Here is a 22107-nt window from a genome sequence, read left to right as displayed (position 1 = left end):
TTTAGGGATCAACCCAGCGGCCATCAGCCTTGATTAATTCCACAAGGGCAGCCACACCTTCCGCTTCTGGGACTTTCTTGACTTCCTCGCGGCCGCGATAGAGGGAGATGTAACCGGGCTGTTTGCCCACATAGCCATAGTCGGCGTCAGCCATTTCCCCGGGGCCATTGACAATACAGCCCATGACAGCGATGTTGAGACCGGTCAAGTGTTTGGTGGCTTCACGGACTTTGTGCAACACTTCCTCGAGGTTAAAGAGCGTCCGACCACAGGAGGGACAGGCCACATACTCCACCATGGTTCGCCGCAGGCCCAAGGCTTGCAAAATACCGTAGCAAACAGGAATTTCCTTTTCGGGGGCTTCGGTGAGGGACACACGAATCGTGTCGCCAATCCCTTCAGCAAGGAGGGTGGCAATGCCGGCGGTGGATTTGATGCGGCCATACTCGCCATCGCCAGCTTCAGTGACTCCCAAGTGGAGGGGGTAGTCCATGCCCAGTTCGTCCATGCGCTTGACCATGAGGCGGTTGGCAGCAATCATCACCGGTACCCGTGAGGCTTTGAGGGAAATTTCCAGGTTGTAGAAGTTCAACGACTCGCAGATGCGGATAAATTCCAGGGCCGATTCCACCATTCCTTCTGGGGTATCGCCATAGGTAAAGAGCATCCGCTCAGCAAGGGAACCGTGATTGACGCCAATGCGCATGGATTTGCCCTGATCTCGCAGCGAGATCACCAGGGGCTCAAGGGTTTCGCGAATTTTGGCACCAATTTCGTCAAATTCCGCTTGGGTATATTCGGTGCGATTGGGCTTGGGTTTCTCAAAGACGTATAGCCCCGGATTGATGCGTACATTGTCCACATACTTGGCAACTTCGAGGGCAATTTTCATGCCGTTGTGGTGGACATCAGCAACAAGGGGCACGGGTTTGTAGGTTTTGTAGAGGCGATCGCGAATCTCTTCCATGGCCTTGGCATGGGCAAGGCTGGGTACCGTCACCCGCACAATTTCACAGCCAATTTCATGGAGACGACGAATGGCCGCCACTGAGCCTTCAATATCTAGCGTGTCTTCATTGATCATCGACTGCACCGCCACGGGATGACCGCCCCCAATGACGACAGAGCCGATGGGCACAGGACGGGTTTTGCGACGGACAATGGCGGTTTCTGTCGGAGTAGCTTGAACGGGACTCGGCAGCGTTTGCATAGGATTCTGAGTGGCTAAATTGCGCAACTTCTCCCTTTCAGGATGCCATAGAAGCGGCAAACTGCGGCAGGCGATCGCCCCCAAGACATTTGCCATCCTTCTCTGGGAACTTAAAAAATTCTCAAACATCTCCTTTGCCTTTAGCAGCAGCCTTTGACAACCCTAAGGCTGTTTCCAACAACTGAACTGCCCTAGCCGGAGGTAAGTGATGCAATTTGCCAAGAATCTCAGCCACCAATTGCTCTTCTTCTGGATATTGACAACTCGAGCTCAGTTGTCGGTGCTCGATAGTGCATTGGCGCTTTGATTGGCAGCCACAGCGACTCGTCACTTAAAATGTTAGGTTTTGCTCCAGGATTCAACACCTCTGGTTGTGAGGATGCAACTGGGGTTTTATTATTTACTAAGATAGCATTAAAGTCTTCCGAATATCCATGGATCAGAGAATAGAAAACCTCAACTACAGTGGCAAGGCAGAAAAACCACAAGTCAGCATTGGCATGCCTGTTCATAACGGAGCCAAATTTATTAGAGGAGCTCTTGATTCGTTGTTATCGCAAACTTTTACCGATTTTGAATTGATTATTTCAGATAATGCCTCTACTGATGACACCGAAGCGATTTGCTGTGAATATGTGGCCAAAGACAAGCGTATACGCTATGTGCGGCAGAAAAAAAATTTGGGTGCTGTGGCTAATTTCAAATATGTCCTCGATGAAGCGGTTGCTGAGTATTTCATGTGGGCATCGTCAGATGATATGTGGGACAAGAACTGGCTGGCTACACTCTATCCCGTCGCAAAAGAAAACAAATGTTTGGCATTTGGTACAATCCGAACTATAGATGAAATGGATCAAATATTACGACACCCCGCGAATAACCGTCTATTTTCGTATTCAGGAGTTAAATTGCTTCGCCGCATAAAGTATGCGCTCGAGCCCAATAGTCTTGGGAAAGCCAATCCAATTTACGGGGTATTCCCTAAGAAAGTAATAAATGAAGAAGCAATCAATCTTTTATCATCAGGTTTGTATGCCGCAGATACCCTTTTTTTGTATTGCATCTTAAAACAATGTGAGATCAAAGGTAACAAAGAGGTTTATATATATAAAAGAATCCATCAAGATTGTGCTAGCCTCAATTCGCAAATCCCTAGTAATATCATCTGCCTTTACGCGAATCTAAAAAACTGCGTGCAACTTAGTGTGCCGTTGGAACGCTTTTTGATTATTGCTCTCTTTCCCTTTACATCTGTCTACTACATGGCGATCCAAGGATTAAATGATGTCTATGCCATGGCCATCCAAGCTTTAAATCTGCTTGGTCGAGTCTTTGCTAGAAACTCAGGGAAATGATCATTGTGCATCTCTGTGGCGGTTTGGGCAATCAGATGTTTCAATATGCGGCAGGGCTGGCCGCTGCCCATCGCATCGGAAGTGAAGTCAAGTTCGATACTCATTGGTTTGACGCCACGTGCTTGCACCAAGGCCTCGAGTTGCGGCGCGTCTTCGGGTTAGAACTGCCCGAGCCTTCAAGCAAAGACCTTCGAAAAGTGTTGGGAGCGTGTGTGCATCCTGCCGTAAGGCGTTTGTTGGCGGGCCATTTTTTGCACGGGCTGCGGCCAAAGTCGCTGGTCATCCAGCCCCATTTCCATTACTGGACAGGTTTTGAGCATCTGCCGGACAATGTGTATCTGGAGGGCTACTGGCAAAGCGAGCGATATTTTTCGAACATTGCCGACATCATTCGGCAACAGTTCCGTTTCGTTGAGCCCCTCGACCCCCACAATGCTGCGTTAATGGATGAAATGCAATCCGGCGTTAGCGTCTCACTGCACATCCGCCGGGGAGATTACTTCAACAATCCACAGATGAGGCGTGTCCATGGCGTAGACTTGTCCGAATATTACCCAGCTGCCGTTGCCACGATGATTGAAAAAACTAATGCTGAGCGCTTCTACGTGTTTTCCGACGATCCCCAATGGGTTCTGGAGCATCTTAAGTTGCCCGTTTCTTACACAGTGGTTGACCACAATCGTGGTGCGGCAAGTTATCGGGATATGCAACTAATGAGTGCGTGTCGGCATCATATCATTGCCAACAGCACTTTCAGTTGGTGGGGGGCGTGGCTGAATCCGCGTCCAGACAAAGTCGTCATTGCGCCCAGACACTGGTTCAATGTCGATGTCTTTGACACACGAGACCTGTATTGTCCTGGATGGATTGTGTTGTGACTTGCAATCATCAAAGCAACAGGCCGCTGCTATCGGTGTTGATGCCGGTATTCAATGCCGAAGCCTATGTGGGGGAAGCGATCGAGTCGATTCTTGGGCAGAGCTTTCGGGATTTCGAATTCATTATCATCGATGACGGTTCCACGGATAATAGCCTTTCCGTCCTGAAGCGTTATGCTGCGCAAGATGCTCGTATCCGCTTGATTAGCCGTGAAAACCGAGGGTTGGTTGCGACGCTCAATGAAGGGATCGCCCTTGCTCGCGGCGAGTGGATTGCCCGCATGGATGCGGATGACGTGGCCTTGGCCCACAGACTAGTATCTCAGCTTACCTTTCTTCAGGAAAATCAATTAGAGATCTGTGGTGCATCTGTTCAGCTCATCGGCACCGGGAGAGGTTACTGGCACTATCCCCGTGCTCACGCAGGGTGTGAAGCTGAGTTGTTGTTTGGGGTTCCTTTTGCCCATCCCACTGTGATAGCTCACGCTAGGGTTTTCAAAGAGTTGCGGTACGCTGCTGCTTGGTCTCTTGTTGAAGACTACGATCTCTGGCAGCGAGCCTGGGCGGCAGGGTTCAAAATGGGCAATGTACCAGAGGTGCTGCTGCAATATCGAGTGCATCGGCAACAAACCTCCAGCTTTTACCGCCGGCAGCAAGCCCAAAACAGTCAGCAGATTCGTTCTCGCCATTGGCAGCAACTCCTGTCTATAAAGCTCGGGATTTCCGCCATTGAGGCTCACGACGCTGAAAGAGACCCCTGGAAAACATTACGACTTCTAGGGGCGCTAAAGCAATGTTATAAAGGAACAGAAGCGGAAAAATTTTTGCGTTATTCTTTCTTGCGTCTCTGTTCCCATCGCTTTCACGGTTGGGTGTTAAATTACACAAGTTGAGTCAACTACTCAGCAGAACTTCTTGGTGTTAATTATGTTTTTTAGTGTTGTCATTCCCACCTATAATCGTTTGCCGATTTTAGAAAAGTGTGTTCGGGCGATCGCCCATCAAAGATGGCATCCTGATCTAGGCATTAGGGGCTATGAAGTCATTATTGTTGACGATGGTTCAACGGACAAGACGGTTGAGTGGCTCAAAGAGCATCGTCATGAATTCCCCTGTGTGCAATGGTTACAACAGGAGCATCTTGGTCCTGCGGCTGCTCGCAACTTAGGTATTCAAGGGGCTAAGGGTGACTGGATTATCTTTATTGATAGCGACTTAGTTGTGACTTCAACCTTCTTAGAAGCCCATGCTCGCTGCTTAATGCGAGAACAAAAACGCCTTGGCATAGAGGATGTGACTCAGGTTCCTGCCTTTTCCTATGGGCGTGTGATCAATACCTGTAATTTTGCAGATCCAACTTCAGAGCGATATAAGATGACTGATTTTTCAGCTGCCTATTTTGCAACGGGAAATGTAGCGATCGCCCGCCATTGGTTGGAAAAGGCAGGTCTCTTTGATACCCAGTTTCAACTCTACGGCTGGGAAGATCTAGAGCTGGGGGTGCGCCTCAAGAAATTGGGCCTACGATTGCTAAAGTGCCCAGAAGCAGTTGGCTACCACTGGCATCCCCCCTTTTCCCTTAGCCAAGTGCCTGCCCTCATTCAGAAAGAGATCGAAAGAGGGAGAATGGGGGTCTTGTTCTATAAAAAGCATCCAATTTGGGAAGTGAAGCTCATGATTCAAATGACCCCTTTTCATTACCTTCTTTGGGCAATCCTATCCCTCGGTGGTCTGCTCAATGAAAAAACACTGGCACCCCTGTTGCAATGGTTGATTAACATCGATCGCCCCCAAGATGCACTGGAAGTGGCTCGCATCTTTTTGAACTGGTACAATGTGCAAGCGGTTTATGCGGCCTATCAAAATGAAATTAAAAATGAAATTAAAAATGTGATGTAAGGAACCAGCGGCAGGTGGATAGACGAGCCTTTGGTAGAATTAATTAGCTTCCCTTAGTATTTGAGTTCCTAAGTATCGGTTGTTAGGCGAGTGATTTTTTATGAAGACGCCAACCCTGTCAGCAGCGCTCAAAGCCCGTTTAGCCACGCCATTGCAGATTGGCTCTGTTACGGTCAATAGTCGGGTATTGCAGTCCCCTTTGGCAGGTGTGACAGACCTCGTCTTTCGCCGCTTGGTGCGCCGCTATGCCCCTGAGTCGATGATGTACACCGAGATGGTCAGTGCTTCGGGGCTGCATTATCTGAAAACATTACCCCGGATTATGGAAGTAGATGCCAATGAGCATCCCATTAGTATTCAGCTTTTTGACTGTCGGCCTGATTTTTTAGCAGAAGCTGCGATAAAGGCAGTGGCTGAAGGGGCGGATACCGTGGACATCAATATGGGCTGCCCCGTGAACAAAATCACGAAGAATGGCGGTGGTTCTTCCCTGCTGCGGGATGTGCAAACGGCAGTAGCCATTGTGCGTACGGTCTCAAAGGCAGTGCCTGTGCCAGTCACGGTGAAAACTCGCATTGGCTGGAGCGATGAGGAAATCAATATCCTTGACTTTGCCAAGGCGATGGAAGATGCTGGCGCAGCAATGATTACGGTTCATGGGCGTACCCGTGCCCAGGGCTTTAATGGCCCAGCCCGCTGGGAGTGGATTGCGCGGGTGAAGGAGCGCGTCAGTATTCCCGTGATTGCCAATGGCGATATTTTCTCGGTAGAGGCGGCCGTCCGCTGTTTGGAGCAAACCGGCGCCGATGGGGTGATGTGCTCGCGGGGAACGATGGGATATCCCTTCTTGGTGGGAGAAATTGATCACTTTTTGAAAACGGGGGAATTGCGGCCGGCGCCAACGGTGGTTGAGCGTCTGCAATGTGCGCGGGATCATCTGATTGCCCTCTGGGAGTACAAAGGGGAACGGGGGATTCGCCAAGCGCGCAAGCATTTGACGTGGTATGCCAAGGGCTTTGCCGATGCAGCAGAACTGCGCAGTGAATTGTGTCGCATTGAAACCCTAGAGGCTGGTTTAGCTCTCCTCGATAGAGCAATTGAGCGCTTACGAATGGCCTCCGAAACCGAGGCGATCGCGGCCTAAACAAATGAAAAAAACCAATGAAAAAAGATTAGTGTTTTGCAATATTTTCGCAAACAATTCGTAAAACAAACTCCTAGAACCCACGGGTTATAATGAAAGTGTAGATGTCAGCAGGCCGAAAAAGAGTGATGAGGCTCGGCCGACAAAAGGTTTATTTGCAATTGGAGATCGAGGGCAATTTTTTAGTCTCTTGCGCATTTTCTAGCATTGGCAGTTAGCAGGTTCTTGCTGGTTTGAAGGGGCGATCGCTATCGGTTAGAGGCGATCGCGAGAAATTGCTGCCCACTTGATGAGGAACATGGACTATGAACTGTACACGCTACACTACACGCTACACAGAATTGCCCGAAGCGGCATGGCAAGAATTTACAGGGGGTGACTGGGTTGAGCGCATTGATGTGCGTGACTTCATTCAGCGCAACTATACCCCCTACACGGGAGATGGCTCCTTCCTCGTAGGCGCCAGCGATCGCACCCAGCAACTATGGGCAAAAGTGCGTGACCTAATGGCTTTAGAGCGCGAAAAAGGCGTCCTTGATGCCGATACCAGCCTGCCTTCCTCAATTACAGCCCACCCACCGGGTTACATCGATCGGGAGCTGGAGCAAATCGTTGGCCTGCAAACCGATAAGCCCTTGAAACGGGCGATTATGCCCTTTGGTGGCATTCGCGTGGTGGAAACCGCCCTCAAGGCCTACGGCTACGAACTGGATCCGCGCACGAAGGAAATCTTTACCAAATATCGCAAAACCCACAATGATGGCGTCTTTGATGCCTACACACCCGAAATGCGCCGCTGCCGTAAATCGGGGATCATTACAGGACTGCCAGATGCCTACGGTCGGGGTCGGATTATTGGTGACTATCGCCGCGTGCCCCTCTACGGGGTAGATCGCTTGATTGCCGACAAACAGGCGCAGCAGGCCTCCCTTGAAGTGGACGTCATGGATGAAGAAACCATCCGCCTGCGGGAAGAGCTCTCAGAGCAAATCAAAGCCCTCAATGAACTCAAGGACATGGCCGCCAGCTATGGCTTTGATATTTCGCGGCCAGCGGCCAATGGCAAAGAGGCTATTCAGTGGCTCTACTTTGGCTACCTGGCGGCGGTCAAAGAACAAAACGGCGCTGCCATGTCCCTTGGGCGAGTCTCGACCTTTCTTGACATTTACTTTGAACGGGATTTGCGTCACGGCACAGCCACAGAAGCCGACATTCAAGAGTGGATTGACCACTTTGTCATGAAACTGCGGATGGTGCGTTTCCTGCGGACGCCGGAATACAATGAACTCTTCTCTGGGGATCCCACCTGGGTCACGGAGTCCATTGGCGGTATGGGTCTTGATGGTCGCCCGTTGGTGACAAAAACCAGCTTCCGTATTCTGAATACACTCTATACCCTGGGGCCTGCCCCCGAACCCAACCTGACGGTGCTGTGGTCGGAAAACTTGCCAGAGGCCTTCAAGCGTTTCTGTGCCCAAGTGTCCATTGACACCAGTTCGATCCAATACGAAAACGATGACTTGATGCGTCCCTACTGGGGGGATGACTACGCGATCGCCTGCTGCGTTTCGGCGATGCGAGTCGGCAAACAAATGCAATTCTTTGGCGCACGGGTGAACTTGGCCAAAGCCCTCCTCTACGCAATCAACGGGGGTCGGGATGAAGTCTCTGGTCAGCAGGTGGCACCCATGTTTGCGCCGATTACCGGCGACACACTGAAGTGGGAAGAGGTGCTGCCGCGCTTTGAGCAGATGATGGCTTGGTTGGCGAAGGTGTATGTCAATACCCTCAACGTCATCCACTACATGCACGATAAGTACTGCTATGAGCGGCTGGAGATGGCACTCCACGATCGCGATGTCTTCCGCACCATGGCCTGTGGTGTGGCGGGTCTGTCGGTGGTGGCGGATGCCCTCTCGGCCATTAAATACGCCGAGGTGAAAGTCATCCGCAATGCCGACGGGTTGGCCGTGGACTACGAGATCAAGGGCGACTTTCCGAAGTACGGTAACAATGACGATCGCGTGGATAGTCTGGCGGTGTGGGTCGTGGAAACCTTCATGAATGAAGTCCGCAAACACAAAACCTACCGCAATGCAGTGCCCACGCAGTCAATCCTGACGATTACCTCCAACGTCGTCTATGGCAAGAAAACCGGCAGTACTCCCGATGGCCGCAAGGCGGGTGAACCTTTCGCACCAGGGGCCAACCCCATGCACGGTCGCGATACCAAAGGGGCGATCGCCTCACTAGCGTCCGTGGCCAAGTTGCCCTATGTCCATGCCCAAGATGGCATCTCCAACACCTTCTCCATCGTGCCTAGTGCCCTCGGCAAGACACGGGAAGATCAAATTAGCAACCTGGTGAATATGTTGGATGGGTACATCCATGATCAGGGCTTCCACATCAACGTCAACGTGCTCAATCGCGAAATGTTGCTGGATGCGATGGATCACCCTGAACTGTACCCACAACTCACCATTCGGGTGTCCGGGTATGCGGTGAATTTCATTAAACTCACCCGCGAACAACAGTTGGATGTCATTAACCGTACGTTCCACGAACGCTTTTAGGCTCACTGGGCAACTGCTGCCTAGGTGAACGCCGCCTCCTCTACCTCGAGCGATCGGGGTAGATTTTTTATGGTGGTCGCGTGGTCGAGGGCATTGGTGAGTCTGGTCAATCTTCCCTTTTTCTATGGCCATGGGGCGGGCGATCGCGCCTGTTTGCTCCTCCATGGCTTGGGGGGCGGAGCCTATGAACTGCAACTCTTAGGAGAAGTTCTCTATGAAACGGGCTGGACTGTTCAGGGCATTCTCTATCCGGGGCACGATCGCCCCAGTGCCCAAATGCCCGCCTCGACATGGCTGCAGTGGTATGAGGCCGTCGTCACCGCCTTTCAAGCCTTGCAAGAGAGCTACTCAACGGTTGTGGTGGTCGGCTTTTCCACAGGGGGGACCCTAGCCCTCCATCTTGCCTATCACTATTCCGTTGATGCCTTAGTGCTCCTTGCCCCCTTTTTGCGTATCTATCGGCCTTGGTTTTTCCCCGTGAGACCCGAGACTCTGGTGCAGTCCCTGGGTCGCTGGATTCCTTGGGTACCGCGGCGGAGCCTACCGATTCGCGATCGCCCTCTGCGCCAAGCAGCGGAAGAGGCCTGTTTTTTTAAGAGTTTCAATTTACAGGCCGTAGGCAGTGCCCTCGACCTCATTGCCCAAGTGGAGCAGGAGCTGCCAATGATCACAACGCCGACCCTGATTCTCCAAAGTCGCGCCGACACCATCGTAGACCCCCAAGGGGCACAAAGGATCTATGAAAACTTAGGCAGTTCCGACAAGGAATTGCATTGGCTCAAGGATTCGGATCATTTGCTCCCCCTGGATGTGGAGCGAGGGCAGGTATTCACCAAGGTGGTCGCCTTTTTGGGAAGATAGTTGCAGTTGGTTACTAACCCTGCCATGGAAACATTGGATCTACGGGGAACGCCCTGCCCTTTGAACTTTGTGCGCACGAAACTGCGCCTGCAACAGTTGCCCCCCCAGCAGCCCCTTGAGGTGTGGCTGGATGCAGGAGAACCCATTGAGCAGGTGCCCGATAGTTTGCGGATGGCGGGCTATGAGGTTCTAGGCATTGAACCACGGCAGGACTATTTTGCCCTTCAGGTGCAGCGGCCCGCATGAGTCATCTGGTGGGCTTGGTGCGAGCTGTCCAGGCCAATTACTATCGTGTCCGCCTACGGGAACCCAGCAATGGGGTTGAGGAACTCCTCTGCGTGCGCCGCGCTCGCCTCAAGAAGATGGGGCAACAGGTCTGTGTGGGAGATTGGGTGGTGGTGAGCCATCCCGATTGGCCGGGACAACGGGGGGCGATCGCTGAGATTTTGCCGCGCCGCAATCAATTGTCCCGTCCGGCGATCGCCAATGTAGATCAGATTTTGCTGCTTTTTGCCTTGGCCGACCCCCCTGCCGATGTCCATCCAATTACCCGCTTCCTTTTGACCGCCGAGGGGTTGAATGTTGAGATTCAGGTGGTTTTTACCAAAGCGGATTTGGTTTCTCCCCAAGAGCAACAGCAGTGGCGCGATCGCCTGCAGCAATGGGGCTATCGTTGCCATGTCCTCAGCCTCACCCAAGGAATCGCTTGGCAGGCTCTGCGTCCCCATCTTGCCAACAAAATCACAGTCGTCTGTGGCCCCTCCGGGGTGGGCAAAAGTAGCCTGATCCGCCATCTGACACCGCGGGAGGATATTCGCGTCGGCGCGGTCTCCGATCACTGGCATCGAGGACGGCACACGACACGCCATGTGGAACTATTTCCCCTAGCGGAGGGGGGCTGGATTGCCGATACACCGGGCTTTAACCAACCGGAATTGCCCCCCGACCCGCGGCAATTGGCGGCAGCTTTTCCGGAGATTCGCCAACGGCTAAGCCAGGATCAGTGCCTCTTTGATAACTGTCGCCACGATCAGGAACCGGGCTGCTGTGTCCGTGGCAATTGGGAGCGCTACCCCCTCTACATTGAGTATTTACACCAGCTAGAAACAATAGCTAGTGCAGAGCCATCCTTGGCGAAGGTGCCTCTCGTGAAGGCCAAGAGCGACCGCCAAGGTCAGCAGCGCCTTGAACCCCTCTTGGATGCGAAAAAATATCGTCGCCGATCGCGACGGCAGCAACATCAGCACGTCAATCCCATGGCGGAAGAAGTTCTCGATAGCGAATGGTGATGACCATGCCCCCTGTGTTCACCTCTCTCCTGTTGAGTATAACGGCTCTTTCCCTCCTGATCTGGCTCGTTTTGCTCTTGTTTTGGGGAGAGTTTTGGCGCCCGGATCAGCGGCTACAGGGGGGAGATCTAGAGGTTTGGCCGACGGTAGGGATTGTCATTCCAGCCCGCAATGAGGCGGCGGTGATTGGCACCAGTGTGCGATCGCTCCTAGAACAGGACTACGCAGGACCCCTGCACCTGATTGTGGTGGACGATCACAGTGAGGATGGCACAGGAGACATTGCTCGCCAAACGGCGGTTGATCTGGGTCAGGGCGATCGCCTGACCCTCCTCGCAGGCACCCCACTCCCCCCCGGCTGGTCAGGTAAGCTCTGGGCACTATCCCAAGGCATTGAGGCAGCCCGTGCCTTTGATCCCGATTACTTGCTGCTCACGGATGCTGATATTGCCCACGATCGCCAAAATTTGCGCCAGTTGGTCGCCCACGCCCGTCAGCAAACGTGCGCCCTAGTTTCCCTGATGGTGAAACTGCGCTGCCAAAGTGTCTGGGAAAAACTCCTGATTCCCGCCTTTGTCTTTTTCTTTGCCAAGCTCTATCCCTTCCGTTGGGTCAACGATCCGCAGCGGGCAACGGCAGCGGCCGCCGGTGGTTGTATTTTGATTGATCCCGTGGTGCTGGACAAAGTGGGTGGCATTGCCTGTATTCGGGATGCCCTGATTGACGATTGTTCCCTGGCCGCCACTGTGAAGCGAGCCGGCTACCGCATTTGGTTGGGGCTGACACCCACCACTGTGAGCCTGCGTGCCTACAATACGCTCGGCAGTATTTGGCAGATGGTGGCCCGCACCGCCTATACGCAGTTGTCCTATTCGCCGCTTTTGCTTGTGGGAACAGTGATTGGCATGACACTGGTGTACTTGTGGGCTCCCCTTGCCCTTGGGATGGGTCTTATGGGTCAATCACTGCCCCTAGCCGTCCTGGGGGGACTCACTTGGGGGGCCATGGCGATCGCCTACGGGCCAACGGTGCGTTTCTATGGCCTTAATGGCGCTTGGGCACTGACACTGCCCGTGATTGCCTTTCTGTATACGCTGATGACCCTGGATTCTGCCCGTCGTCACTGGCAAGGCCGGGGGGGCGCTTGGAAAGGACGGGTTTATCCGCGCAAGTGATAGATAGGGCGAAGAGAAAAGCCACGATCAACAGCACCAGAGTCGCGATCGCCCCTCAAGTCAGGAAGCGTTGCAGCCGCGCCTGCATTGCCTAGGGAGGGAAACATCACATCTACTCTAGGATGCCCTTGGTCAGTATCTGCCTCTTGTAGCGTCTCCCAGATTCCAGTATCCTGACTGCTATACAGCCCTTTGCAATAGGATGAACCCCCCTCAAGACAGCAAAGATTGCTTAATAATGGAATCACATCCCCTCGATAGCACGATATGGCAGAGGCGCAATTTATTCAGCATCATGGAAACAACATCGGCACTAAAGGAGCAGTCTCTTGAATAAGCCTGACCACCGACGACGCCGAGGGAGAATCGATATCTGGGGTTGCCCCTAGAAGAATAGCTGCAATGTCTGCCGCTGCCTTAGAAATTTTACTTGTCCTGCTGCTCATCATCGCCAATGGCATTTTTGCTGGTGCTGAAATCGCAGTGGTCTCTGCCCGCAAAGTCCGCCTCGAGCAACTGGCCAAACGCGGTAAACGCAAAGCAAGGGCAGCTCTGAAACTCGCCAACTCCCCCAATGATTTTCTCTCGGCTGTACAAATTGGCATTACTCTGATTGGTATTCTCAGTGGGGCGGTGGGGGGAGCCACCCTTGCCCAGCGGTTACAGGCTGTCCTGAGTCCCGTGCCATGGTTGGGTCAATACAGCCAGCCTTTGAGTATTGCCCTTGTGGTAACGGGGATTACCTATCTTTCCTTGGTGATGGGTGAACTGGTGCCCAAGCGGATTGCCATGACCTATCCGGAGGCGATCGCCTGCAATATTGCCAAGCCAATGACTTGGTTGACGAAATTAGCAGCCCCGATTGTGCATTTACTCAGCGTCTCCACAGATGCCATCTTGCAAGTACTGGGCATTGCCACCACTGCCGACCAAACGGTTACGGAGGATGAAATCAAGGTCCTGATTGAGCAGGGGGCACGGGCGGGTCTCTTTGAAGTGGCAGAGCAGGACATGGTGACGCGGATTTTTAACTTGGGCGATCGCCCGATTCAGTCCATCATGACTCCCCGCACCGATATTGTTTGGCTGGATATTGAATCTTCCCTTGAAGAAATAGAGGCGGAAATCCTAGCCAGTTCCCATTCACGGTTTCCTGTTGCTGAGGAAACCATTGATCACTGCTTGGGGATTATCTCCGCCAAGGATTTTTTAGCGGCTCGCTTAACCCAGCAAACCATTGACCTGCGGCAACTGGTGCAGCCGGCGCTGTTTGTTCCCGAAGGCCTACCGGCGCTGGATGTCCTTGAACTCTTTCGCCAGTCGAGCCAACACATTGCTCTGATTACCGATGAATACGGTGGCATTGAAGGACTCGTCACCCTCAATGATCTTACGGAAGCAATTATTGGCACCCTGCGCCACGATGAGGAGGAGGAACCACAAATTATTCAGCGGGAGGATGGCTCTTTGCTGTTGGATGGTCTGATTTCTACCTATGAACTCAAGGAATTGCTGCGGCGGGAAACCTTGCCGGAGGAGGACACCGCTAACTACCACACCCTTGGCGGGCTCATCATTACGCTATTTGGTCGCATTCCGCAGTCGGGAGATTATATTGAAACCGATGGTCTGCGCTTTGAAGTGGTGGATATGGATGGCAACCGGGTTGATAAGGTGCTGGTGACTGAACTGGTGAGCGATGATGCCCTCGCCGATGAGAGCGACCACAAGGACGAGAGTTAACGACGGCGCCAACCGGCTACTGTGCGTTGCAGCGATCGCCAGCGTTGTTGTCGCAGTTGGTTAAGGGCCCGCTTTAGGGGAGGCAAGGGGGGGCAATCACCGCCATAGCGCCAAGCCACATAGGCCTGGGTCAGGGCTGCAATGGCACGCTGACTGACGGCATCCAGGTGGCTAGAGGTTTGCAGCGATCGCGCGTATTCCCAAGGGGTTTGATTGGCGCGCTTCGGTAATCCCTGCTGTGCTAGACCATCGAGCATTTGCACATAGAGGCGGGCGATCGGGGGCAGTTTGTGCAGGCGTTGACGGTAGCGCCATCCATGGAAAGCGGACCAGAAGCCCCAGACACTGATGGCGCCACCCAAGAGAAGCAAAATCCCTTGGACAATACCCCCCAGTCCTTGGCTAAACAAATCAAAGAATTTTTGCAAGACGGTTGCAAGGGTGGCAAAAAGGGTACCAAAGAATCCCGTCACTGGAGTCGGCAACCAGCCGGTGACCCACTGCCAAAACTGCTGGAGAACGCTAAAGGTTTGATCTACCTCTAGGGTGGCTGGATAGAGATCGTGCCCTGGAATCGGATCAAAGAGAAACCACCCCAAATTGGGGAAGTAGGCCTCCGTCAAGGCATAGGCATCGGTATTACGAACCACGTACAGACCCGTGAAGGGGTTAAATTCCCCTGGGCCTAACCCTGTGACTAAGCGGCTGGGAATACCAATGCTGCGCAACAGCAGTGTCAACGCACTGGAAAAGTGATCGGGATAGCCCCCGCGCCACTCAAACAGAAAGGCCTCCACTAAATCTTGATCTTTACCGAGTTCGGGAAGATTGGTGTTCAGGGCATAGGATTGCTTCAGGGCCTGGGTGAGGTAAAGGGCTTGCTCGTAGGGTTCGGGAATGGAGCGATCGGCCTTGGCAAGCAGATCCTTAGCGAGGGCTTGGAGTCGCGGTTTGAGAGCCGCTGGTACTGCCAAGTAGGCTTCATACCCTAGGGGAGAATTCAGTCTAGGCGCTCTGCGCAACAGGGAGCGATCGCGCACCGGCACTTGAGAAATGACGGAATAGGTCAGCCCCGGCGGCAAGGGCAGCGGCGCCCGCAGCCCACCATCGAGATCGCGGGCAATTTCACGGGTGGGAAAATAGAGTTCGCGCGGCTCATAGAGGTGGGGAATGAGGTTACTAAACTCAGAAACAATCGTGTAGGTCTGAATCACTTCCCGTGTCGGCATCTGGGAGAGTTGCTGCGGCAGCAGATAGCGAAAACTCCAAGGGGAACGCTGCAGCACTTCTGCCTCATCATTGCGACTAATGCGCCAGCCCCGCCCGGTATATTGGTCGAAGGCAAGGACTCGCCAGAAGCCCGGGGCCTGCGATCGCACTCGCATGAGCTCCTGGGGGGTCATCATGCCCCCGATGGTCTGGTCAATTTCAGCACCAAAGCCATAGTAAAAGTTCGAATCGAAGGTTTGATGGGTCAGTTGCTCCGCCAAAGTGCCCCCACCACGACCACTGACATAGCCCGGATTGATCACGCGGGTTTGGTCAAACTTCCCTTGAACTTCAATTTCAGCACTGACGGGCAAGGTGCGAATCTGATACCCAGGGAAACGCGGCAGCAGCACAAAGACCCCCATTCCCAAACCAAGAATCAGGGCAAAGAGACCAACCCATTGCCGCCAAGGCAAGCGCAGGGATTTGAGTGTCGTGGATAGCAAGCCCAGGCGTGAGCGGTAGTCGAGGACTAAAACCGGCAGGGCGATCGCCAGAAAGATTAAAAGAAACACCCCAAAGATCATGGTTTGACTGAGGGTGGCGGCGACACTGATCAAAATCAGGGCAATCACCATCGAGTAGCCCAGATCCTTGCGGCGGGGCAAGTCAAAACTGTGGAGCACTTGCAGTTGGATTAACAGTTCCGTCAGCAACACCCGTGAATCTTGGTTAAGGGCTGCCAGCCGCCCTAAAAACACCGCCAATGCCACCAACATACCAATGGCAATCACTAGCTTGGCGACAACATTCCTTTGCCGCCGTGCCCACCAACTCCAACCAAAACCGGTAATGGAGAGGGGAACTGCCCAAAAACTATTCGTTGTTTCTGAGGCAACATCCGTGGCCACCAGGCCAACTATCACCATGCCCAATACCCCTAGGCGCAGCAGCAGGGAATCCTCAATATCTTTGGCTGGCGCTAGCATTGGTGAGTGGGCAAGGGGTTGCAGCCAAGACTGAAACATAAAGGCAGCAGGGAAAAACGGTGCCCTGATCCTAACAAATGTCTACTGGCGAGCGGTCAAATCATCCCCTAGGGGCATCGCCTTCTCGCCCTAGAGTTGGCCTATGTTTTGCCTATGGGCCAAGTCAGCCATTTGGGCAGCAAGAATCAGACCATCCCTTTGCGCCCCCTTAGCCGCCCGCGATCGCGGGAATGATGCTCACCTCATCACCATCCTTAAGGGGTGTTTCAATGCCATTGAGGAAGCGAATATCCTCGTTATTGACGTAGAAATTCACAAACCGCCGCAGTTGGCCGTTTTCATCACAGAGGCGCCCCTTAATGCCAGGGCAGTCCTGCTCCAGCTTGTCCAGGAGTTCAGCGATCGATTGGGCTTGACACTCCACCGTTGCCCGATCGCGGGTGAGTTTTTGCAAGGGAGTTGGAATCAAAACAGTAACAGCCATAGATCTCTACAAACCATCCATCGATTTCGATAAAGTGTTGGCAAAACTCACTAGACCAATACCGGTTGCCAATCCAACCGTTCGAGGGTGCGCGATCGCTCTAGGGCGCGCTCAAAGCTGGCCAACTTGGGTTCAATCCTCAAAGGTTGACCGATATCGTTTTGTACCGCCTCTTGGGTTTTCAGGCCATTGCCCGTGATATAGACGACGGTCACCTCTTCGGGGTCAATTTTGCCCGATTCCACCAACTTTTTGAGAACAGCAATTGTGGTACCGCCAGCAGTTTCGGTGAAAATCCCTTCCGTTTCCGCAAGCAGCTTAATGCCTGCCACAATTTCTTCATCGGTGGCCGCAGCGATCGCCCCATTGGTTTTGCGGGCAATTTCTAAGGCATAGACACCATCGGCGGGGTTACCAATGGCAATGGATTTAGCAATGGTGTTGGGCTTCACGGGTGCCACAAAGTCCCGCCCCTCGGCATAGGCTTGGGCAATGGGGGAGCAACCGACCGCTTGGGCACCACTACAGCGCACAGGTTTGTCAGCCACTAGACCCACTGCCACAAATTCCCGGAAGCCTTTGTAAATTTTCGTGAACAGAGAGCCAGAAGCCAAGGGAGCCACAATGTGGTCAGGCAGTTGCCAGCCCAACTGCTCAATCACCTCATAACCTAGCGTCTTTGACCCTTCCGAATAGTAGGGGCGCAAATTGATATTGACAAACCCCCAGCCATGGGTATTTGCCACCTCCGAGCAGAGGCGGTTGACCTGATCGTAGTTGCCCTCAACCGCCATCACCGTTGGCCCATAGATGAGCGTCCCCAAGACCTTACCCGCTTCCAGATCCGCTGGAATAAACACGCAGCAGTCTAGCCCCGCATGGGCCGCGATCGCCGCCGTTGAATTCGCCAAATTGCCGGTACTGGCACAGGAGACTGTCGTAAAGCCCAATTCCCGCGCCCGTGTCAACGCCACCGATACCACCCGATCCTTAAAGCTGAGGGTAGGCATGTTCACCGCATCGTTTTTGATGTACAGATGCTTGAGCCCCAGCCGCCGCGCCAGCCGCTGCGCTTTGATGAGGGGAGTCATTCCTGTGCCCACATCAATGGGCTCTGCCGAGGTCACCGGCAAAAAGGGACGGTAGCGCCAAATGGACTTCGGACCTGCCTCAATGGTGCTGCGCGTTACAGCTGCCGCCAAGCGTTCCAAATCGTACTTCACCTCTAGGGGGCCAAAACAGTACTCACAGACATGAATCGCTTGGGGCTCGTACTCTGCACCACACTCTTTGCATTTGAGGTGGGTAAAGTAGGCGGTTTCGGTGGTGGAGGTCAAGGTTGCGGTCATAGGTCTTAGACGGCCTCAGACAAGTTGTTGACCATCCTAGCAGGGGGCGATCGCCCTGTCAAATATATCCGACTATTTTTATCGGGATTTAAAGGACCAGAAAATTCTTGCCATTGGGGATGTGTGCCTCGTTCGCCGCTGGCACGCTCCTGAGGCTTTTTGAGACTTCAGCGAATGGGGGTATGTACTGTTACCAGCTTTGTGCCATCGGGAAATGTTGCCTCGACTTGCACCTCTGTGAGCATTTCTGGCACCCCCTCCATGACATCATCACGGGTGAGCAGCGTTGTGCCATAGTTCATCAAATCGGCAACGGTGCGCCCCTCCCGCGCTCCTTCCAAGATGGCCGCAGAAATATAGGCCACTGCTTCAGGATAATTGAGCTTGAGACCCCGGGCTTTGCGACGTTCGGCCACAAGAGCAGCCGTAAAAATCAGGAGTTTGTCTTTTTCTTGGGGAGATAGTTGCATTGTTTCTAGGGTTAAACATTGACTCTGTCATATCCTAAAGTGGGGCTTTGGGGCCCAGCAAATCAATGATCGATAAAGCAATGATCGATAAAGGGAGATTGCGGCAACACTATCTTGAATGGCGGCAGCACCTGAGCGATCGCGAGTGGCAAGATCGCAGTCGGCGCATTTGTCAGCAGTTGTTTGATCATCCCCAGTTTCAACAGGCAACCACGGTGTTGACCTACGTGCCCCATCGCCGCGAACCGGATTTGCGCTCCCTCTGGTCAGTCCCGAAACAGTGGGGCTTACCCCGTGTGGTGGGCCGGAATCTACAGTGGCATTGTTTTGATGGCAAAGAAGACACACTCCAGCAAGGCCCCTATGGCCTCTGGCAACCGTCCCCTGACGCTCCCCCTATTGATCCCGCTGGTGTTGATCTGTGTTTGATTCCGGCGGTTGCCTGCGATCGCCGGGGGTATCGCCTCGGCTACGGCGCCGGTTTTTTCGATCGCCTCTTTGCCCACCCTGACTGGCAGCACGTGTGTCGCTGGGGAATTGTCTTTGAGGCAGCGGTTGTAGAAGAACTGCCCCATGATCCCTGGGATCTGCGGCTGCAAGCGATTTGCACTGAATCAGGCCTCTGGGAAATCCGCTAAAGACCCAGTTTGGTCAATACTGGCTGCGTTGAGACGACGTGTTTTCTCAAACCGAGTTCCTCAGGACTCAGACCCAGGGCTAGACCCACCAGTTGCGGCAAATGGAGAATCGGCAGATTGAGGGGAACGCCCACCTGCTGGGCAATCTCCGGTTGGCGGGCGTCGAGATTGAGGTGACACAGGGGGCAGGGGGTGACAATGCAATCCGCACCTTTGGCGATCGCGCTCTGGAGTCGTTGGGCGGCCATCGCAAAACTGGCGGCCGTGGCATAGCTAGAAATTGGCCAACCACAGCACTGGGTACGTCCCTCATAGTCTATGGGGGTCGCCCCTACCGCCTCAAATACCTGCTCCATCGAGGTGGGGTGAAGCGGATGATCAAAGGGGAGTCTCTCTTGGGCGCGCAGGAGGTAACAGCCATAAAAGGCAGCGCAGCGAAGCCCTGTGAGGGGACGACGGACGCGATCGCGCAACTGGTCAATGCCCACATCGCCCACAATTGCCCAGAGCAAATGCTTGACTTCTGTTGTGCCTTGGTAGGGAGCGCAGCCCTGTTGCGTCAACACTTGGTTAATTTCTGCCACGTACTCCGGGCGATCGCGCTGAAAGGTCTTGAGGCGTTCATCCACATGGCCAATCACCCCCTGACAGGTGCTGCAATGGGTCAACAGGGGCAAGGCCAACTGTTCTGCAAGGGCAATGTTGCGGGCATTCACGGTATCTTCTAGCAGCCAGGAATTTTCCTTAAATGTGCCTGAGCCACAACAACTGGCTTCCTTCAGTACCACCAGCTCTATATCCAACAGGGGGGCGATCGCCCGCGTTGAGAGGTCTAATTCCCGACAGGCCCCTTGAGCCACACAACCGGGATAGTAGGCATAGCGTAAGGCAGGCATACCACTTGATAAAGTCTAAAAGCTGCCCCTAGTCTAGCCAATCATGCCATTCCTTTGGAACGTCCCGCTGCTCAGTTATAATTCTAGGATTTAGAAACCAATGCTGAGTTTTTAGTCAATAGTCCGTGTTGCCCTCAGGCAGTTTCTTGCCGTTTTTTCAATCCTTCATGCCGTAGGAGTGCTATCTTGCGTTACTTATTCAGTTCAGAGTCCGTCACCGAAGGCCACCCCGATAAAATTTGCGACCAAATTGCCGATGCCATTCTGGATGCTTTGCTCACCCAAGACCCCCAGAGCCGCGTGGCTGCTGAAGTGGTCGTCAATACGGGCTTAGTCCTGATTACTGGGGAAATTACAACCAAGGCACAGGTCAACTACGTTAACTTAGCGCGGCAGAAAATCCATGAAATTGGCTATACCGATGCTAACAATGGCTTTGCCGCCAATAGCTGTGCCGTCCTTGTGGCCCTTGATGAGCAATCCCCCGACATTGCCCGTGGTGTGGATACCGCCCAGGAAGCCCGGGAGCAGCTCAGTGACGCCGAACTGGATCGCATTGGCGCCGGCGATCAGGGAATTATGTTTGGCTATGCCTGCAATGAAACCCCTGAGTATATGCCCTTGCCCATTAGTTTGGCACACCGCATGGCGCGCCGCTTGGCTGCCGTCCGTAAAACGGGTCAGCTTCCCTACTTACGTCCCGATGGCAAAACCCAAGTCACGGTCATCTATGAGGATGGCAAACCAGTGGGGATTGATACAATTTTGATTTCGACCCAACACACAGCCACCATTGATGACATTAGTGAGGAAAGCGCTGTTCAAGCAAAGATTAAAGCCGATCTCTGGGAGGCAGTTGTCAAGCCGGTTTTTGCCGATTTGACCCTCCAGCCCGATGGAAACACCCGCTTTTTAGTGAATCCTACGGGCAAATTTGTGATTGGTGGTCCCCAAGGGGATTCAGGACTCACGGGGCGCAAACTGGTGGTGGATACCTACGGTGGTTATGCCCGCCATGGGGGGGGTGCCTTTTCCGGTAAGGATCCGACAAAGGTAGATCGCAGTGCCGCCTACATGGCTCGTTACATTGCCAAAAATATCGTTGCCGCAGGGCTGGCGGACAAATGCGAGTTGCAGATTAGCTACGCCATTGGCGTTGCCCGTCCCATGAGTCTTTTTGTGGATACCTTCGGCACGGGTAAACTCAGCCCAGAGCAATTGCTGGAGTTGATTAAAACCCACTTTGATCTGCGTCCTGCTGCCATTATTCAAACCCTTAACCTGCGCCACTTGCCCCAAGAGCGCGGTGGTCGCTTCTACCAAGATGTGGCGGCCTACGGTCACTTTGGGCGTCATGATCTCGACCTACCTTGGGAAAAACTCGATAAGGTCGCCGATCTGCAAGCTGCTGCTGCTCAGTTTCTAAGTGCAGTCTAGGAACATATGGGGGGAGTTGTCCCCCCTCTAATTACTGGCTGACTCGTTGCAGGCAGGTTTGGGCAGTGTTGGTGAGCATCTGGCGCACTTCCGGCTTGGGATTGGTTTGCACACTTTCACCAATGGCTTGAAACTCGGCTAAGGTCAGCGAGGATTGCAGTTCATTGATCACACAGGTGCAGTAGGCATTGCCGTATTGGGCCATTTGGGGCACTTGCTGTTCTAGAGCGGTTGTGCATTCATTGGTGAAGCGGGAAACGACCTCTGGAGGATAGGGGGTAGCGATCGCCCCACCACCGAGGGACACTGCAGTGAAAACCGTCAAGGGAATGGTGGATTTTTTTAGTAAAGACATTCTTTGTATCCCTCATGCATTAAAATTTAATGTCCATCCTTGAGTGACTTCTCCAGTCTAGAGAGGTTCCAGGGAAGGTGCCACTTTGGGCGATCGCCACCAGGGGCAAACCCCTCCTCAAGCAATCATACCGGCATCCTACCAATTCAACTG

Annotated in this window: 20 protein-coding genes; 13 read left to right on the top strand and 7 right to left on the bottom strand. The window is 53.4% G+C overall.

All coding sequences use genetic code 11. From position 1 onward, the window contains the following. Position 1 precedes the first annotated feature (1 nt). Positions 2-1210 carry a (E)-4-hydroxy-3-methylbut-2-enyl-diphosphate synthase gene (gene ispG / locus TLL_RS05035; RefSeq protein ID WP_011056840.1) on the bottom strand — a complete coding sequence of 403 codons (1209 nt, stop codon included), beginning with the start codon at positions 1208-1210 and terminating at the stop codon, positions 2-4. 434 nt (positions 1211-1644) lie between these two features. Here ispG and TLL_RS05030 point away from each other — a divergent pair, with 434 nt between their 5' ends. The 11 genes from TLL_RS05030 to TLL_RS04980 all read left to right on the top strand — a co-directional run bounded on the left by TLL_RS05030 (position 1645) and on the right by TLL_RS04980 (position 14127). Continuing rightward, positions 1645-2565, top strand: a complete 921-nt coding sequence (locus TLL_RS05030; RefSeq protein WP_011056839.1) for a glycosyltransferase family 2 protein — start codon at positions 1645-1647, stop codon at positions 2563-2565. Further along, complete coding sequence (locus TLL_RS05025; protein WP_011056838.1) at positions 2562-3443, top strand: alpha-1,2-fucosyltransferase; 882 nt, start codon at positions 2562-2564, stop codon at positions 3441-3443. Before TLL_RS05030 ends, TLL_RS05025 begins: the two co-directional genes overlap by 4 nt. Then, positions 3440-4336, top strand: a complete 897-nt coding sequence (locus TLL_RS05020) for a glycosyltransferase family 2 protein (RefSeq protein WP_231833833.1) — start codon at positions 3440-3442, stop codon at positions 4334-4336. Before TLL_RS05025 ends, TLL_RS05020 begins: the two co-directional genes overlap by 4 nt. A 34-nt stretch (positions 4337-4370) precedes the next feature. Continuing rightward, the gene (locus TLL_RS05015) at positions 4371-5342 is read left to right on the top strand and encodes a glycosyltransferase family 2 protein (RefSeq protein WP_164920795.1); all 972 of its coding nucleotides are present in this window, start codon (positions 4371-4373) and stop codon (positions 5340-5342) included. A 100-nt stretch (positions 5343-5442) separates the two neighbouring features. Further along, positions 5443-6486 carry a tRNA dihydrouridine synthase DusB gene (gene dusB, locus TLL_RS05010; RefSeq protein WP_011056835.1) on the top strand — a complete coding sequence of 348 codons (1044 nt, stop codon included), beginning with the start codon at positions 5443-5445 and terminating at the stop codon, positions 6484-6486. Between the two features lie 305 nt (positions 6487-6791). After that, positions 6792-9059, top strand: coding sequence for a formate C-acetyltransferase (pflB, locus tag TLL_RS05005; RefSeq protein ID WP_011056834.1), 2268 nt, complete (start codon positions 6792-6794; stop codon positions 9057-9059). Between the two features lie 69 nt (positions 9060-9128). After that, positions 9129-9920, top strand: coding sequence for an alpha/beta hydrolase (locus TLL_RS05000; RefSeq protein WP_164920794.1), 792 nt, complete (start codon positions 9129-9131; stop codon positions 9918-9920). Between the two features lie 24 nt (positions 9921-9944). Then, positions 9945-10166, top strand: coding sequence for a sulfurtransferase TusA family protein (locus TLL_RS04995; RefSeq protein WP_011056832.1), 222 nt, complete (start codon positions 9945-9947; stop codon positions 10164-10166). Beyond that, the gene (gene rsgA, locus TLL_RS04990) at positions 10163-11209 is read left to right on the top strand and encodes a small ribosomal subunit biogenesis GTPase RsgA (RefSeq protein ID WP_011056831.1); all 1047 of its coding nucleotides are present in this window, start codon (positions 10163-10165) and stop codon (positions 11207-11209) included. The genes TLL_RS04995 and rsgA overlap by 4 nt, the downstream gene beginning before the upstream one ends. After that, positions 11203-12384 carry a glycosyltransferase gene (locus tag TLL_RS04985; RefSeq protein ID WP_011056830.1) on the top strand — a complete coding sequence of 394 codons (1182 nt, stop codon included), beginning with the start codon at positions 11203-11205 and terminating at the stop codon, positions 12382-12384. The genes rsgA and TLL_RS04985 overlap by 7 nt, the downstream gene beginning before the upstream one ends. Positions 12385-12786: 402 nt before the next feature. Then, positions 12787-14127 carry a hemolysin family protein gene (locus TLL_RS04980; protein ID WP_011056829.1) on the top strand — a complete coding sequence of 447 codons (1341 nt, stop codon included), beginning with the start codon at positions 12787-12789 and terminating at the stop codon, positions 14125-14127. On the opposite strand, the gene TLL_RS04975 is transcribed toward TLL_RS04980, so the two are convergent. The 4 genes from TLL_RS04975 to ureA form a co-directional block, all read right to left on the bottom strand. Beyond that, entirely contained in the window at positions 14124-16364 is a 2241-nt protein-coding gene (locus TLL_RS04975; RefSeq protein WP_011056828.1) for a transglutaminase TgpA family protein, read from the bottom strand. The genes TLL_RS04980 and TLL_RS04975 overlap by 4 nt on opposite strands. 169 nt (positions 16365-16533) lie before the next feature. Next, the gene (locus tag TLL_RS04970) at positions 16534-16809 is read right to left on the bottom strand and encodes a MoaD/ThiS family protein (protein ID WP_011056827.1); all 276 of its coding nucleotides are present in this window, start codon (positions 16807-16809) and stop codon (positions 16534-16536) included. 50 nt (positions 16810-16859) lie between these two features. Further along, positions 16860-18158, bottom strand: a complete 1299-nt coding sequence (thrC, locus tag TLL_RS04965) for a threonine synthase (RefSeq protein WP_011056826.1) — start codon at positions 18156-18158, stop codon at positions 16860-16862. Between the two features lie 167 nt (positions 18159-18325). Next, positions 18326-18628 carry an urease subunit gamma gene (gene ureA / locus TLL_RS04960; protein WP_011056825.1) on the bottom strand — a complete coding sequence of 101 codons (303 nt, stop codon included), beginning with the start codon at positions 18626-18628 and terminating at the stop codon, positions 18326-18328. 98 nt (positions 18629-18726) lie between these two features. Between ureA and TLL_RS04955 the strand changes: the two genes are divergently transcribed. Next, positions 18727-19266, top strand: coding sequence for a 5-formyltetrahydrofolate cyclo-ligase (locus TLL_RS04955; protein ID WP_197524131.1), 540 nt, complete (start codon positions 18727-18729; stop codon positions 19264-19266). On the opposite strand, the gene TLL_RS04950 is transcribed toward TLL_RS04955, so the two are convergent. Further along, positions 19263-20162 (bottom strand): CoB--CoM heterodisulfide reductase iron-sulfur subunit B family protein, encoded by a 900-nt coding sequence (locus tag TLL_RS04950; protein WP_011056823.1) that lies wholly within the window; start codon positions 20160-20162, stop codon positions 19263-19265. The genes TLL_RS04955 and TLL_RS04950 overlap by 4 nt on opposite strands. Positions 20163-20348: 186 nt before the next feature. Here TLL_RS04950 and metK point away from each other — a divergent pair, with 186 nt between their 5' ends. After that, positions 20349-21599, top strand: a complete 1251-nt coding sequence (metK, locus tag TLL_RS04945; RefSeq protein ID WP_011056822.1) for a methionine adenosyltransferase — start codon at positions 20349-20351, stop codon at positions 21597-21599. Positions 21600-21630: 31 nt separating this feature from the next. On the opposite strand, the gene TLL_RS04940 is transcribed toward metK, so the two are convergent. Beyond that, complete coding sequence (locus TLL_RS04940) at positions 21631-21954, bottom strand: hypothetical protein (RefSeq protein ID WP_011056821.1); 324 nt, start codon at positions 21952-21954, stop codon at positions 21631-21633. Positions 21955-22107: the final 153 nt, after the last annotated feature.

The sequence above is a fragment of the Thermosynechococcus vestitus BP-1 genome, assembly GCF_000011345.1.
Lineage (GTDB): Bacteria > Cyanobacteriota > Cyanobacteriia > Thermosynechococcales > Thermosynechococcaceae > Thermosynechococcus > Thermosynechococcus vestitus.
The sequence above is the reverse complement of the archived record's forward strand: the minus strand, read 5'-3'. Positions and strand labels throughout refer to the sequence as shown.